The following is a 13,879-nucleotide window of genomic DNA, read 5'->3' as shown; positions in this document are numbered from 1 at the left end:
CCCCTGTGTTCCCGTAAGGGAATATAGGGGGAGTGCCCATAGGGCGAGGGGGTTAAAGGCCCAACATAAACCAACTGATGAAATGCTGTTTCCAACTCCTCCGTCACTTCGTGACACCTCACCTATATGGCTAATGCCACACCCCATAAGGCTACGGGGCACGGCAATAGAGAAGGTCAATAGTAAACTACCCTCTCCAAAAGCCGAACAAGTTCAACCTAACCGAAAACGTTTCTCCTCATAGTTAGCGAAATAAGCCCCTCTCATTCATTAACATTCAAGTCTATCCCCATGAATTTTCTACTGAACATAGACTCGTTACAAACATTAAACAGACAACAACCGAGCGATCGTCTCCGGGTAAAGTTCATGTTCGACCGCATGAATGAGTCCGAATAACTCATCGATATCGTTTCCTTCGTATGGGACAGCCCGTTGGGCGATAATCCGTCCGCCATCTACCGTACGGTCCACATAATGAATAGTTACTCCGAACACTTTCACCCCGTACTCCATAGCTTGTTCTACGGCACGAGCTCCGGGAAAAGCGGGGAGCAAAGAAGGGTGTATATTAATAATCTTACCGTCGTAACGCGATAACAATGTATCCGAAATAATCCGCATATACCCGGCCAAACAAACCAAATCCACCCCGTTCTCATCGAGAAAATCGGCAATGACGGTCTCCATTTCGACCTTAGAAGCAAAAGACTTAGGGTCGAAAGTGAAAGACTTCACACCATGACGTGAAGCTCGTTCTACGACACGAGCCGAAGGTTTATCGCAAACCAAAGCCACTGTTTCGGCCGGAATCTTACCCTGCTCGCAAGCAGTCACAATCGCTTCGAAATTACTGCCGGTTCCACTGGCAAATACAGCAAGACACTTTTTTCGGGACATAAATTCTTCTTTAAAATGGGAACAACAAAGGTAAAATAAAAATCATAACTATCCCCATAATAATCTGTAAAGGCAAACCCACCTTTACATAATCCATGAAAGTATACTGACCGGCAGGCATAACCAGCGCATTGGGTGGCGTAGAAAACGGAGAAGCGAAACACATGCTCGCCCCCACGGCAACAGCGAATAAAAACGGATAAGGACTCACTCCGATCTGTAATGCGGATTGCATGGCGATAGGAGCCAATAAAACGGCTGTTGCCGTGTTACTGATGAACATCGTCATCAATGAAGTCGTAAAATAGATACCAGCCATTAAAGCCAAAGGCCCATAACCGCCCAAACCGCTAACCAAACTATTCGATATATATTCCGATGCCCCTGTCTTTTCCAAAGCCAACGACATGGGAAGCATGGCGGCGATAAGAACGACACTCTCCCAGTTAATTGTTTTATAGGCTGCCTCCACATTCCTGAAACAACCAGTCAATACCATAAGTATCGCAGCAATCATCACAGCCGTAACCGGAGCCACTGGTATAGAATCGAACACCATCATAAGAATCATTAAAAGCATAATCGCAGCAGCAATCGGTGCTTTATAATCGAGAGTAACTTTCGCGGCTTCGCTCAACGGCTGGCCGAGTACCACCCAATCGGAATCCTCCGAACTCAACCGAGCTATATCCTTCCATGTACCTTGCACGAGCAAAACATCGCCCGACAACATCTTCACATCTTTCAAATCATGCAATATATAATCGTTCTTTCTCCTTATGCCCAATACATTGACATTGAATTTTTCCCGAAATCCCGAATCTCCGACCGTCTGTTTCAACAAACGTGACGAGGGCATCAAGACAATCTCGGCGATACCTATATCATAAAAAGCCAAATCGGAAGTCAAGTTTCCCTTACCGTCTTCGATAGTATGGGCATCCAATAATACCAAAGAAAATCGAGAAACAAACTCCCTCACTTTTTCGAAATCGCCATTCACATACAACACATCGCCGGAACGTAATACAGTACCCGGATCGGCCAATTTCTGATTGACCGTTTTCAACAACCGGGACTGCGACGAAACAGTGCGCCGTACCTCCAATATATTCAAATGATATTGTTGGCGAATATTCAACTCGACAATCGTTTTACCGGCAACTATCGATTTTTCGGGGATTTGTATCCGAAACAAATTTTCGGAAAGCTGATATTCCCTTGCCAACTCGTTCAGAGATTTATTCTTGTTTTTACCATCAGACTTTTCGGTTCCCCGTTTGGTCAAGAAAATTTTACTCAAAGGCATCAATACGACCATTCCTACAAAAACACAAATCAAACCGACCGGCAAGAAAGAAAAGAAAGTAAGCGGTTCAAAACCGGCATTGGTCAAGGCATTCTGTATGACAAGGTTCGGCGGAGTACCTATCAACGTCATCATACCTCCCATACTGCTGGCAAAAGCCAAAGGCATAAGCAAGCGACTTGAATTTATATGAGCGTTGGCAGCCAGACTCACGACAATAGGCAGCATCAAGGCTACCGTACCCGTATTACTCACAAAAGCTCCGATAGCCGAAGTAACCAGCATGACCAAAATAAAAAGTCTTGTCTCGCTCTTTCCTGCCAACTGCAATATCTTTCCGCTTATCATCTTCGCCAACCCGGTTTGGAATATCGCACCACCTACCACGAAAAGACCGATCATCATAATCACGACCGAATTGGAGAATCCAGACAACGCCTCATCGGGAGTAAGAATGTGGAAAAGCAGCAATAAAACCAAAGCGCACAAGGCTACCACATCAGAGCGAATTTTACCACTCACGAACAACACCGCCGATAAAGCTAAAATTACTAACGTTACAACCATTCAACCAATTTTTTAATATACCTATATCTTTTCTTGACAGGAATAACAATCATGAATCAATCCATATTCCCTTATTTCACAATTTATCCACACAAATCTAAGAAAATTTTTCAAGGCAGTCAAGCTCTGAATTTCTTAAAAAGAATTGTCTCTCAAACATATAACAATAGCACCCGAAAGGCTATACAGACAGTCTTTCGGGTGCTATTACCCTTTTGGAGAAAATACATTATTTCACTTCCCAAGTCTCCCCGGTCAACAAAAATTCACGCAAGGAGGAATAAGGTACTTTCGAGGTTACCTCTTTTACTTGTCTATCCACCTCTTCGTCATATACGGGGGCCTCCACATTACGAATCACACCTATCGCCAAAGGCAGTTCATGTCCGTCCATCATCGCAAGACTTTGATGTAAGAAATTATCGGGAGACTTGGCATCATGTACTAAAATATCATCGAGAGTCACACCGTTCTCCCCGATAGTCACAGCCTTTAATTTGTAACCGTCCAACACGAGGCCTCGATTATTGCCTTTCCCGAAAATCATCTTTTCACCATGACGCAAATGAACAGTCCGGTCGGCACGAAACTCTTTATCAGCCACATAACTGTGAATATTATTATTGAAAATCACACAATTCTGCAACAGCTCCACCACCGATGTTCCTTTATGGCGGGCTGCTTCTACCAATACTTCTTGCGAAACAGACATCTCCACATCGAGCGAACGAGCGAAGAATGTTCCTCTCGCCCCGAAAACGAGTTCTGCCGGAATGAAAGGATCTTCCACCGTTCCATAAGGAGACGATTTAGTAACGAAACCTCGATCGCTCGTCGGGGAATATTGGCCTTTCGTCAAACCGTATATCTTATTATTCATCAAGACCACATTGATATCCACATTTCGACGTACCGAATGAATAAAATGGTTCCCACCGATAGCCAGACAGTCGCCATCTCCCGAAATCTGCCATACCGTCAGATCGGGATTGGCCGTCTTCACCCCGGTAGCCACAGCTGCGGCACGACCATGAATCGTATGAAAACCGTAGGCATTCATATAATAAGGCAAACGCGACGAACACCCGATACCCGAAATCACCACCGTTTCGTGGGGAGGCACTCCCAGTGTCGCCATAGCTCTCTGCAACACAGCCACGATAGAATGGTCTCCACAACCCGGACACCAACGTACATACTGGTCGCTTTTAAAATCCTTTGCCGTATATTCCTTTTGTTCTTCCATATCCTATTCCTCCAAAAGCTTTGAAAAATGCGCCATCAACTCACTCACCATGAACGGCTGTGCCTGAATTTTATTATATCGCAAGAAATTCACACCCGGAACTTTCCCTGACAAATACGATGCAAACTGCCCGTTATTCAGCTCGCAAACGACCACTTTTTTATATCGCCGTAATATCTCCTCGGTATTCGCGGGCAACGGATTGATATAATTGAAATGAGCGAAAGCCACAGGTTTCCCTTCTGCATTCATAGCTTCCACGGCAGAATACAAATGTCCGTAGGTTCCGCCCCAACCGACAACCAATAAATCGGCAGAAGAATCGCCCGACACTTTCAACAAAGGAATATCGGTGGCTATACCGTCGATTTTCTGCTGCCGGGCACGAACCATCTTTTCATGGTTGATGGGGTCAGTAGAAATTGCGCTAGTCTTATAATCCTTTTCCAATCCTCCGAGCCGGTGCATGAATCCCTCTGTTCCGGGTTTCGCCCAATAACGTACGGATTTTTCGTTACGGTCGTATGGTTTCCACGTACCTTGTTGTTCCGGCATGACATAATTGGGCTTTATCTCGGGATATTCATCGATTTCCGGAATACGCCATGCCGAAGAGCCATTTCCAATAAATCCGTCGGTCAACAAGATAACGGGAGTCATGTGCTCCAAAGCGATTTTAGCCGCTTGAAATGCCATATCGAAACAATCGGTCGGTGTAGAGGCTGCCACCACTACCACCGGACTCTCGCCATTCCGGCCGTATAAAGCCTGCAACAAATCGGTCTGCTCGGTTTTCGTCGGCAATCCCGTGGACGGTCCACCTCGCTGAACATCGATAATGACCAAAGGTAACTCCGCCATAACGGCCAAACCTATACCCTCGCTCTTCAATGCCAAACCGGGCCCCGACGTGGAAGTCACCGCCAAATTTCCGGCGAACGAAGCCCCGATAGCCGTACAAACACCGGCTATCTCGTCCTCCACTTGAATGGCCTTTACTCCTAAATCTTTCCGCTTGGCCAACTCATGCAAAATATCTGTGGCCGGGGTAATGGGATAACTTCCTAAGAACAAAGGCAATCCCGACTTTTCAGATGCGGCTATCAAACCCCATGCCGTAGCCGTATTTCCGTTCACATCGGTATAAATACCGGGTTTCACTTGTGCAGACTCCACTCGATAAGTCGAGACCGAAGCATGTATGTTGTTCCCATAATTATACCCGTCGCGCATAACTTTGGCATTAGCCTCGTAAATAGCCGGTTTCTTGGCAAATTTATTTTTCAATAAATGTTGAGCTTGTTCCAAAGGACGGTCGAACAACCAACAGACAAGCCCTAAGGCAAACATATTTTTACACCGGACAATCGATTTATTATCCAAGCCCGAATCGGCCAATGAATCTTTCACCATTTGGGTAATCGCTACCGGAACGATTTGTGCATGAGAAAGGCCCGCCTCTTGAATGGGATCGTCCGTCGTAAACGCCGCTTTCTCCAAATCGCTGGCCCGAAAGCTATCCGAGTCGATAATCACCACACCGCCTTTTTTCACATAGCGAGCATTTGTTTTTAAAGCTGCCGGATTCATGGCAACCAATACATCGGCCAAGTCTCCCGGAGTGTGAACGCCTTTCCCTATATGAACTTGAAAACCAGACACTCCCCCTAACGTTCCTTGCGGAGCACGTATCTCTGCCGGATAATCGGGGAATGTAGAAATTTCATCACCGATACCGGCCGAAACATTGGAAAAGATATTCCCGGCCAATTGCATTCCGTCACCGGAATCGCCGGAAAATCGTACCACGACTTCTTCCAATACTTTCACTTTTGTTTTTTCCGTCATATTTATATTACAATTTTAATCCAACATGATATATTTCAATTCCAATATTACTATTTTAGCAAAGATAGTGTTTTTTTGTAAGCATTTGAAATATTTTCATAGAAATATGTAAGCTCCCTATCTATTCATCATTTTAAAAGCTGTTCCGATAAAAACAAAGATCTTTTCAAAACATCGACATAAAAAGAGCCATATCATAATAAGGCAATCCCAATCGTATGCTCAACTCCTTATAAGTCAACTTTCCACCGAACAAATACACGGCATTCCGAAGTCTTTCGTCCGACTTTATATGGCCATAGAGCATGGCAGGGTCATTCAAATCGATCAATACCGGAACTAATAAATTACTCAACGCCATCGAGGCCGTTCGGGCAACGGCAGATCCAACGCTCGACAAGCAATAATGCAAAACGCCGCATTGCTCATACACTTTATTACAAGGAGCCTCGCTACAACTCGACGTTTCGAAACAGCCTCCTTTATCCATACACAAATCGAACAACAATGCCCCTCGTTTCATCATCTCGATATAGCTTACTCCTAAACGGCCTCCCTCCGGCACTTCCGTGCCAATAACCACATCGGCCGAGCGCATGGCGTTTTCCAAGACATGAGGGTGCATATTGGAAGTAAAGATGGAAGGACTCACTTCCAACTGAGTAGCTTTTAAACGATAAAAATCATTATCGAATACCCTCACCAAAGCACCCAATCCACAAGCGGCACGAGCCGCCGCACGGCCTGCAAGGCCTCCTCCTATAATCAAAACCTCCGAAGAGGCGACCCCCGGGATACCCCCCAACAGAACACCCTTTCCTCCACTCCGGTTACTCAACAATTCCGAAGCCAACACAATGGCTGCACGACCGTCAATTTCGTCCAATATATCGGCAAAAAGATAACGGCCTCGCTCATCGGTTATCAAATCTATCGCAACTGCCGTAACTTTCTTTTGCATCAATATGCGCACGACCGAAGCCGATTGATATTGAGGCTGCAACAACGTGAGCAGAAACACCCCCGGACGTATCATAGCAGCCTCCTGTTCATTCAACGGAGTAATTTTAAGAACGACATCGCATCTGAAAACTTCTGAGGCTGTTGTCGCTTGTGCCCCAGCCTCGGTATAATGTAAATCGGAATACTTGATACCCTCACCGGCTCCACTTTCCACAAAAACGCGATACCCCTCTTTGGTCAACAAGGCAACCCCCTCGGGCGTCAGAGGGAATCGTTTTTCTCCTCCGTTATGTTCCGCCGGTAGCCCTATGGACAAACGTCTGTTACCGGCCATCGTTCCCAACAATTGTTCTTGGGGTGCGACCCCTGCATTCGATTTACAAGCAAAGCTTCCAGCCATAACCACGAAGTTTAAATTTATAAAGACGAATTTACAAATATACTTCGGTAAAAACCAGAATTATATATTTATATTTCATCGGCTCCATCTCCATAAGCAGGATTTTGCATCAAGACAGCCAGCCGATGCACAGCCTCGTCGACCGAATCGAGCGATTCATACCCGTCGGCATCGAAACGATAATCGGCTTGCCGGTAATAAGACTCGCGACGATTCAACATCTCGGTAATGTACTCATACAGTTCCTCCGGCGTTTTACCCGCCACCAACGGGCGTTTTACTTTTGCATGTGACAAGCGTCTGCACAACGTCTGTACAGAAGCGGCCAAATAAATCGTGACTCCCCGGTGACGCATGTACTCCATGTTATCGAAAAAACAGGGTGTACCTCCGCCCGTAGCGACCAACACATTGTCAAACTCCGCTACCTCATGCAACATACGACGCTCTATATCCCTGAAACCCTCTTCTCCCCGTTCGGCAAACAAATCGGATATCCGTTTCCTGTATCTAGATTCGATATAAGCATCGAGGTCGATAAACTCGACATTCAAAAGCTGAGCCGCCCGGCGTCCCAATGTCGTCTTGCCTGCCGCCATGTATCCAACCAAAAACAAAGGCTTCATTTCTTAAAAGTATTCGATATCGTATTTGTCTCTGTCTGTCCGTTAGCGACCAGAGCATCATGCTTCGCTCTCCAAGTCTCTCCGAACTGTCGAAATTCAAACTCCGACAAAGAGTGAATCAACGCCTGTTTATCTGCTTCTTTCAAAGGCGACTTTGCAATAAAGTCCAAAGCCGTTTGTTTCCCCTCCAATCCCGATAGCAAGACCGATTTGTTCAACAGATAGTCTATATTCGCCGGATCCTCCGTTAAATAACTCTCATACAAAGACAAGGCCTCCGACAGTTGTTTCTCGGCATCTGCCTCGTCACCCCGGTCATAAGCGATAAACCCTTTTACCGTATAAAAATAAGCTTTCATACGGTTTTTCCCCGTTTCTCCTATTTTTTCGATAGCGGCCGAAGCTGTCCGGTAAGCACTGTCCGGACGCCACAAATTCAACTCGTTCAACACCTTCCCGAAATATACATCTATATTTTCACTGTCGGCATCAAGAGCCTGCTCCAATAATCTCTGGGCTGCCAGACAATCATCGATAGTCACGGAATCGCTCCCCAGCAAAACTATCGCTTCTTTATATAAACGCACACTTTCCTCCTTGTCGCTCTTGCCGGGAGCACACCCGATCAGGCCAAACAAGACTACCGATAAAATTCCGTATATACCAATTCTTCTCATCGCTATTCGATTATGCCACGGAGAATCGGCTCATCGGCAATATAAAAGAAACATCGCACCGGCTTATCTCCGCTAACGTGCGTAAAGATACGACAATTTTTATATTTTTGTACCCGTCATTTATAACGATAACCGAATCATGGCCAAATACAAATATTATGTCGTATGGGAAGGGCGTGCCCGTGGAATTTTCGATTCTTGGGAGGAATGCAAAGAACAAGTCGACAATTTCAAAGGAGCGAAATACAAAAGTTTCGACAGTCTGGAAGCCGCTACCGAAGCCTTCCGTAATGCCCCCGACGATTATTTCGATGTCATGCGTAAAATAGGCGAACACTCCCGTGACAAACTGTCTGCTCCCATCTTACCTCCTTCGGTTATCGCCGACAGTCTATCGGTCGATGCGGCTTGTAGCGGAAACCCCGGAAAAATGGAATACCGGGGAGTAGACACGAAATCGGGAATCGAGCTGTTTCATGTAGGCCCTTTGGAGCAAGGTACAAACAACATAGGAGAGTTCCTCGCCCTCGTTCATGGGTTGGCCTACTTGCAACAGCGAGACTCCAATATACCCATCTATTCCGACAGCCGTAATGCCATACTATGGATTAAACAAAAAAAATGCAAGACCAAACTAGCCCCCAACGCAGCCAATGCTCCCATATTCGACCTTATCGCACGGGCAGAACGCTGGCTGCATACTCACGTCTATGCCAATGCCATCATCAAATGGGATACCGAGAAGTGGGGTGAAATCCCCGCCGATTTCGGCAGAAAGTAAAAGGAACGGTTACAAGATACAAACAAAAGAACCCTGTTATTTTCCGGATTCAATAAAACGGGGCGGTATGAAAAAAATCATACTGCCCCGTTTTATATACGATTTAATTCAATCCTTAATCGATAATATCGAACCCGCAATAAGGAACCAACACTTTGGGTATCTTTATACCTTCGGGGGTCTGGTTATTCTCCAACAAGGCTGCCATGATACGGGGCAATGCCAAAGCGCTACCGTTCAACGTATGGCACAAATGCGTTTTCTTATCGGCTCCACGATAACGGCATTTCAACCGATTGGCCTGATAGCTTTCGAAATTGGATACCGAGCTGACTTCCAACCAACGTTTCTGTGCGGCAGAATATACTTCGAAATCGAATGTTATGGCCGAGGTAAAACTCATATCGCCGCCACACAAACGCAAAATATGCCACGGTAATTCGAGACGTTCCACCAGACTCTGTACATGAGCTTTCATCTCTTCCAAAGCTTCATACGAATGGTCGGGGTGTTGTATCTGCACGATCTCCACTTTATCGAACTGATGCAGACGATTCAATCCCCTCACGTCTTTCCCGTACGAACCAGCTTCACGACGGAAGCAAGCCGAATAAGCCGTATTCTTAATCGGTAGATCCGATTCATTGAAAATCACGTCACGGTAGAGGTTCGTCACCGGAACTTCGGCTGTGGGAATAAGATACAAATCGTCTTCGTTGCAATGATACATTTGACCCTCTTTGTCGGGTAATTGCCCTGTGCCGTAACCGGAAGCGGCATTCACGACATAAGGAGGTTGTATTTCGAGGTAACCGGCCTCGCGAGCGGCATCCAAAAAGAACGAAATCAAAGCCCGTTGCAACCGAGCGCCTTTGCCTTTATACACAGGGAATCCTGCACCGGTAATCTTCACACCCAACTCGAAATCGATTAAATCGTATTTCTTGGCCAAATCCCAGTGCGGAAGCGCATCGGCGGGAAGTTCGGGAATCACTCCGCCAGTCTTTTCCACAATATTGTCTTCGGCAGTACGACCTTCGGGTACTCCGGCATACGGCAAATTGGGAACAGTCAATAAAATATCGGTAATCTCCTTTTCTGCCGACACCATCGACTCTTCCAACTCTTTGGTAGACTCTTTAATGGTTGCTGTCTTCATTTTCACAGCTTCGGCTTCCTCTTTTTTACCGGCTTTCATAAGTTGTCCGGTCTGAGCCGCCAAAACTTTCAATTCGGCCAACTTCCCGTCCAACTCGGCCTGAGATGCCCGACGTATTTTATCCAATTCAAGAACCCGGTTTATAGCTTCTTTGCCATCGAAATGTTTAATTGCCAAACGACGAATCACCTCTTCGGGATTCTCCTTAATAACACTTAGTGTAAGCATAGTTCAATTCAAATATTTATTCTGTATTAAGCCAACAGTTCTTTTACTTTCGCAGAAATAGCGCGGCCATCGGCACGTCCTGCCAACTGTTTGGTGGCTACTCCCATCACCTTTCCCATCTCTTGCGGAGTAGTAGCTCCTACCTGAGCGATAATCGCTTTCAACGCTTCGGTCAACTCTTCCTCGTTCATCTGCTTCGGCAAATAGGTTTCTATGACAGCAGCTTCGGCCAATTCCGGTTCGGCCAAATCGGGACGATTCTGCTCGGTATAAATCTGAGCGCTTTCCTTCCTCTGCTTCACCATCTTTGCCAATATCTTCATCGCCATGTCGTCCGTCAATTCTCCGTCGGCGCCTTTGGCTGTTTTTGCCTCTAAAAACTCTTTCTTAATTCCCCGCAGGGCTTCCAATCTTACTTTGTCTTTTGCCAGCATGGCACTTTTAATGTCGTTGCTGACCTGATCGAATAAATTCATAATCCTATATCTATTTTATAGTTTTCGATTAAAACCTTATGGTACGACGGCCACGACCGTTACTCTCCTCTTTTTTCTCCGAACCGTCGAAATTATCGCGAAAATCTTTCGGACGGTCATAAGCGGGTGTCTTATCCAACTTTTCTAACAAATCGTTATCATCGAGTTGATCGGGTTTCAAAACAATATATTGCGATTGAGCGATATGCTCGTCGGCATCACCGCCATATTCTCCTTTGAACGTCAAGTCAGATACCTCGAATCCCGTAGCCAAAATGGTAATTTTCACGGCCTTACCCAAAGAAGAATCGTGAGTATATCCCCAAATAACATTTACTTTCTTCTTGAAACGCAACATAAACTCGCTCAACTCTTTGGACTCCTGCATACGAAGCTCCTCCCCCTCTTCGGGTGAAAAATAGAGATTGAACAGTACTCGTTCCGCTCCATAAATATCGCTCTCTTTCAAAAGAGGAGAAGTCAGTGCATTTTGGATCGCACGGCTCATGCGATGCTCACCCTCGCCAGATCCGGTACTGATTACAGCAGCTCCTCCGTCTTTCAGCGTCGTGCGTACATCGGCGAAATCAAGGTTGATTTTTCCATCTTTCGACACCAGCTCGGCTATACTCCGGGCTGCATTCGACAACGAATCGTCCGCTTTGGCGAAAGCGGTCGTCCAAGAAAGATCGGGATATATCTTACACAATCGCTCGTTATTGATCACCAACAAAGCATCGACATGCTTCCGCATTTCCTCCACACCAGCGAAAGCCTGTAATATTTTCGGTTCTCCTTCAAAGAGAAACGGGATTGTCACGATGCCCACTGTAAGCACACCCTTCTCCTTAGCAATACGGGCAACCACGGGAGCGGCTCCCGTTCCGGTTCCTCCGCCCATTCCGGCCGTAATAAAGGCCATGCGTGTATTATCGTCGAACAGGGCTTCGACTTCGGCGGCACTCTCTTCGGCCAATTTCTTAGCGACCTCCGGAATGTTTCCGGCTCCCTCACCCTTAGCCCCCAACTGAACTTTTACAGGAACAGGCGAATTTCGCAACGCTTGCGCATCGGTATTACAAAGAACAAAACTGACACCACCTATGCCTTGATGGTACATATGGTTCACGGCATTTCCTCCGCCTCCGCCGACACCTATCACTTTAATCTTTGCCGGTTCGTCCTGTTTTTTTTCATCAGCTCCGGGAACAATAAAATCGGGTAACTGAGGATTATTTATATCTAATTCGTTCATGATGTTCTCCATTTAAAAATTATCGTTTTCATCATCGAGCAGGTTTTCGGCCTTCTTCACCATCTCTTTCAATTTTCCGAAGAGCCCCGGCCCCTTCACTTTCTCCTCTTTTTCTCGCTTCTTACGTTCCTTTTCTTCTCGCTTTGCATCTGCGGCTTCCCGTTTCCGACGCTCTTGTTCTGCTTTCTCCTGTGCCTTCTCTTGCGCCCTTTTCTCCTTTGGGCTCAACGGCTTTACTTCTTCATGCGGCTCGTCTTCCGGCTCATCGACAACCTTAGGTAAGACTTCGACGCAATTCTCTTTTCCGCAATAAAGCAACCCCAGAATCTGCAAATAGTCGGCACTCTTCGATTGGGAAGCTACATCTAACAACATATCCTGACGAAGAGCTCCTTTCCTCACACGAATATCGCACTTCTCTGCGATAAGTTCCGCCAGATTGGACAGTTTGGATGCGCCTCCTACAATCACCATACCGGCTCCTAAACTTTTACGGTCACATTTCGCATACTCGAAGTGAGCATTGACATTGGCCACGATTTCCTCGATACGAGCTTTGACTACCTTCGACAAATCCAAACTTTTTATTTCAGACGAACTCTCTCCCCGAAGCGTAATGTTCGATTCTTCGCCCATTACCTTAGCAGAGCCCAACCGCACTTTAAACGACTCGGCCTCCGGTTCGGTAACTTTCAATGTCATAATATCGCAGGTAATGTTATACCCTCCTAACGGTATCGTAGAAAGATAGCGCAAAAGCCCGTCCTTATAAATCGAAACTGTCGTCGTTTCCGCACCGAAATCGACCAACATGACTCCGGCTTGGCGGTCTTCGTTACTCAACGCCACATAAGCAGTAGACAACGTAGTAGGAATATAACGCACTACCGAAGGCTCGCCGGAGAAACAACGGAACACACTTTTTTTCAAATCGTCACGAGCCACGATCAACTTCAAACTCATTTTCAGATTCGAGCCCTCGATTTCTTCTCTGCCCGATTTAGGTTTATCATCGACAAGTACTCCGGTACGAACGACCTCCAATATATCGGCTCCGGCAATAGGCATTTCCCGGGCTTCCTCCTGCAAGCGTTTGATAATGTCCTCCGTAATGGGAGTTCCTTCGGGATAATCTCGGCTTATCATGTGGTCTTCCGCATGTAAAGATTGTCCCCCGATTCCCACATACACCTGTTTGATTTTTTTCGAAGCGCCTATACGATTATTCAATTTCCGTATCAAACGTTTCACTTTCGATGAAACTTCATCGGGATTAACGACGAAACCCCGCTTCACACTCCCGGTCAATGGTTCGGTATCTACTCCCAGCACAGTAACGACCCCTTTCAGAGAACGAGTTCCTATCGCGCCTGTAATCTTCGAGCTTCCTATCTCGACAGCTACTATGTATCTTTCCGTATCCATATATATTGTTACTTTTATT

Annotated in this window: 12 protein-coding genes; 1 reads left to right on the top strand and 11 read right to left on the bottom strand. The window is 46.1% G+C overall.

Annotated features, from left to right (window positions below; genetic code table 11):
• Nucleotides 1-327: 327 nt before the first annotated feature.
• The 7 genes from purN to HMPREF9448_RS13820 form a co-directional block, all read right to left on the bottom strand.
• Nucleotides 328-900, bottom strand: coding sequence for a phosphoribosylglycinamide formyltransferase (gene purN / locus HMPREF9448_RS13850; RefSeq protein ID WP_008863208.1), 573 nt, complete (start codon nucleotides 898-900; stop codon nucleotides 328-330).
• 10 nt (nucleotides 901-910) lie between these two features.
• Nucleotides 911-2,776: an SLC13 family permease gene (locus HMPREF9448_RS13845; protein WP_008863207.1), complete on the bottom strand. Its 1,866-nt coding sequence runs from the start codon at nucleotides 2,774-2,776 to the stop codon at nucleotides 911-913.
• Nucleotides 2,777-3,005: 229 nt separating this feature from the next.
• Nucleotides 3,006-4,022: a 2-oxoacid:ferredoxin oxidoreductase subunit beta gene (locus HMPREF9448_RS13840; RefSeq protein WP_008863206.1), complete on the bottom strand. Its 1,017-nt coding sequence runs from the start codon at nucleotides 4,020-4,022 to the stop codon at nucleotides 3,006-3,008.
• A 3-nt stretch (nucleotides 4,023-4,025) separates the two neighbouring features.
• Complete coding sequence (locus HMPREF9448_RS13835; RefSeq protein ID WP_008863205.1) at nucleotides 4,026-5,870, bottom strand: 2-oxoacid:acceptor oxidoreductase subunit alpha; 1,845 nt, start codon at nucleotides 5,868-5,870, stop codon at nucleotides 4,026-4,028.
• Nucleotides 5,871-6,036: 166 nt separating this feature from the next.
• On the bottom strand, nucleotides 6,037-7,233 hold the full coding sequence (locus HMPREF9448_RS13830) for an alanine dehydrogenase (protein WP_008863204.1): 1,197 nt from the start codon (nucleotides 7,231-7,233) through the stop codon (nucleotides 6,037-6,039).
• A gap of 68 nt (nucleotides 7,234-7,301) precedes the next feature.
• On the bottom strand, nucleotides 7,302-7,859 hold the full coding sequence (locus tag HMPREF9448_RS13825; protein WP_008863203.1) for a shikimate kinase: 558 nt from the start codon (nucleotides 7,857-7,859) through the stop codon (nucleotides 7,302-7,304).
• A complete protein-coding gene (locus HMPREF9448_RS13820) occupies nucleotides 7,856-8,536 on the bottom strand; it encodes a tetratricopeptide repeat protein (RefSeq protein WP_008863202.1) in 681 nt (226 codons plus the stop codon). The genes HMPREF9448_RS13825 and HMPREF9448_RS13820 overlap by 4 nt, the downstream gene beginning before the upstream one ends.
• Nucleotides 8,537-8,675: 139 nt before the next feature.
• Between HMPREF9448_RS13820 and HMPREF9448_RS13815 the strand changes: the two genes are divergently transcribed.
• Nucleotides 8,676-9,317: a ribonuclease H1 domain-containing protein gene (locus HMPREF9448_RS13815; RefSeq protein ID WP_008863201.1), complete on the top strand. Its 642-nt coding sequence runs from the start codon at nucleotides 8,676-8,678 to the stop codon at nucleotides 9,315-9,317.
• Nucleotides 9,318-9,432: 115 nt separating this feature from the next.
• Here the strand turns inward: HMPREF9448_RS13815 and serS are convergent, their stop codons facing one another.
• From serS to HMPREF9448_RS13795, 4 genes are read right to left on the bottom strand one after another with little or no spacing between them, the layout of a single operon-like run.
• A complete protein-coding gene (gene serS, locus HMPREF9448_RS13810) occupies nucleotides 9,433-10,704 on the bottom strand; it encodes a serine--tRNA ligase (protein ID WP_008863200.1) in 1,272 nt (423 codons plus the stop codon).
• A 26-nt stretch (nucleotides 10,705-10,730) separates the two neighbouring features.
• Nucleotides 10,731-11,180: a GatB/YqeY domain-containing protein gene (locus tag HMPREF9448_RS13805; protein ID WP_008863199.1), complete on the bottom strand. Its 450-nt coding sequence runs from the start codon at nucleotides 11,178-11,180 to the stop codon at nucleotides 10,731-10,733.
• Between the two features lie 28 nt (nucleotides 11,181-11,208).
• Nucleotides 11,209-12,435, bottom strand: a complete 1,227-nt coding sequence (gene ftsZ / locus HMPREF9448_RS13800; RefSeq protein WP_008863198.1) for a cell division protein FtsZ — start codon at nucleotides 12,433-12,435, stop codon at nucleotides 11,209-11,211.
• Between the two features lie 12 nt (nucleotides 12,436-12,447).
• Nucleotides 12,448-13,860, bottom strand: coding sequence for a cell division protein FtsA (locus tag HMPREF9448_RS13795; protein WP_008863197.1), 1,413 nt, complete (start codon nucleotides 13,858-13,860; stop codon nucleotides 12,448-12,450).
• Between the last annotated feature and the right edge of the window lie 19 nt (nucleotides 13,861-13,879).

Source organism: Barnesiella intestinihominis YIT 11860 (assembly GCF_000296465.1).
In the GTDB taxonomy this organism is placed as follows: Bacteria; Bacteroidota; Bacteroidia; order Bacteroidales; family Barnesiellaceae; genus Barnesiella; species Barnesiella intestinihominis.
The sequence above is the reverse complement of the archived record's forward strand: the minus strand, read 5'-3'. Positions and strand labels throughout refer to the sequence as shown.

What these genes read in the sequence shown, in the direction of transcription:
- purN (WP_008863208.1), bottom strand. Translation starts at nt 900, where the DNA reads ATGTCCCGAAAAAAGTGTCTTGCTGTATTTGCCAGTGGAACCGGCAGT.
- HMPREF9448_RS13845 (WP_008863207.1), bottom strand. Translation starts at nt 2,776, where the DNA reads ATGGTTGTAACGTTAGTAATTTTAGCTTTATCGGCGGTGTTGTTCGTG.
- HMPREF9448_RS13840 (WP_008863206.1), bottom strand. Translation starts at nt 4,022, where the DNA reads ATGGAAGAACAAAAGGAATATACGGCAAAGGATTTTAAAAGCGACCAG.
- HMPREF9448_RS13835 (WP_008863205.1), bottom strand. Translation starts at nt 5,870, where the DNA reads ATGACGGAAAAAACAAAAGTGAAAGTATTGGAAGAAGTCGTGGTACGA.
- HMPREF9448_RS13830 (WP_008863204.1), bottom strand. Translation starts at nt 7,233, where the DNA reads ATGGCTGGAAGCTTTGCTTGTAAATCGAATGCAGGGGTCGCACCCCAA.
- HMPREF9448_RS13825 (WP_008863203.1), bottom strand. Translation starts at nt 7,859, where the DNA reads ATGAAGCCTTTGTTTTTGGTTGGATACATGGCGGCAGGCAAGACGACA.
- HMPREF9448_RS13820 (WP_008863202.1), bottom strand. Translation starts at nt 8,536, where the DNA reads ATGAGAAGAATTGGTATATACGGAATTTTATCGGTAGTCTTGTTTGGC.
- HMPREF9448_RS13815 (WP_008863201.1), top strand. Translation starts at nt 8,676, where the DNA reads ATGGCCAAATACAAATATTATGTCGTATGGGAAGGGCGTGCCCGTGGA.
- serS (WP_008863200.1), bottom strand. Translation starts at nt 10,704, where the DNA reads ATGCTTACACTAAGTGTTATTAAGGAGAATCCCGAAGAGGTGATTCGT.
- HMPREF9448_RS13805 (WP_008863199.1), bottom strand. Translation starts at nt 11,180, where the DNA reads ATGAATTTATTCGATCAGGTCAGCAACGACATTAAAAGTGCCATGCTG.
- ftsZ (WP_008863198.1), bottom strand. Translation starts at nt 12,435, where the DNA reads ATGAACGAATTAGATATAAATAATCCTCAGTTACCCGATTTTATTGTT.
- HMPREF9448_RS13795 (WP_008863197.1), bottom strand. Translation starts at nt 13,860, where the DNA reads ATGGATACGGAAAGATACATAGTAGCTGTCGAGATAGGAAGCTCGAAG.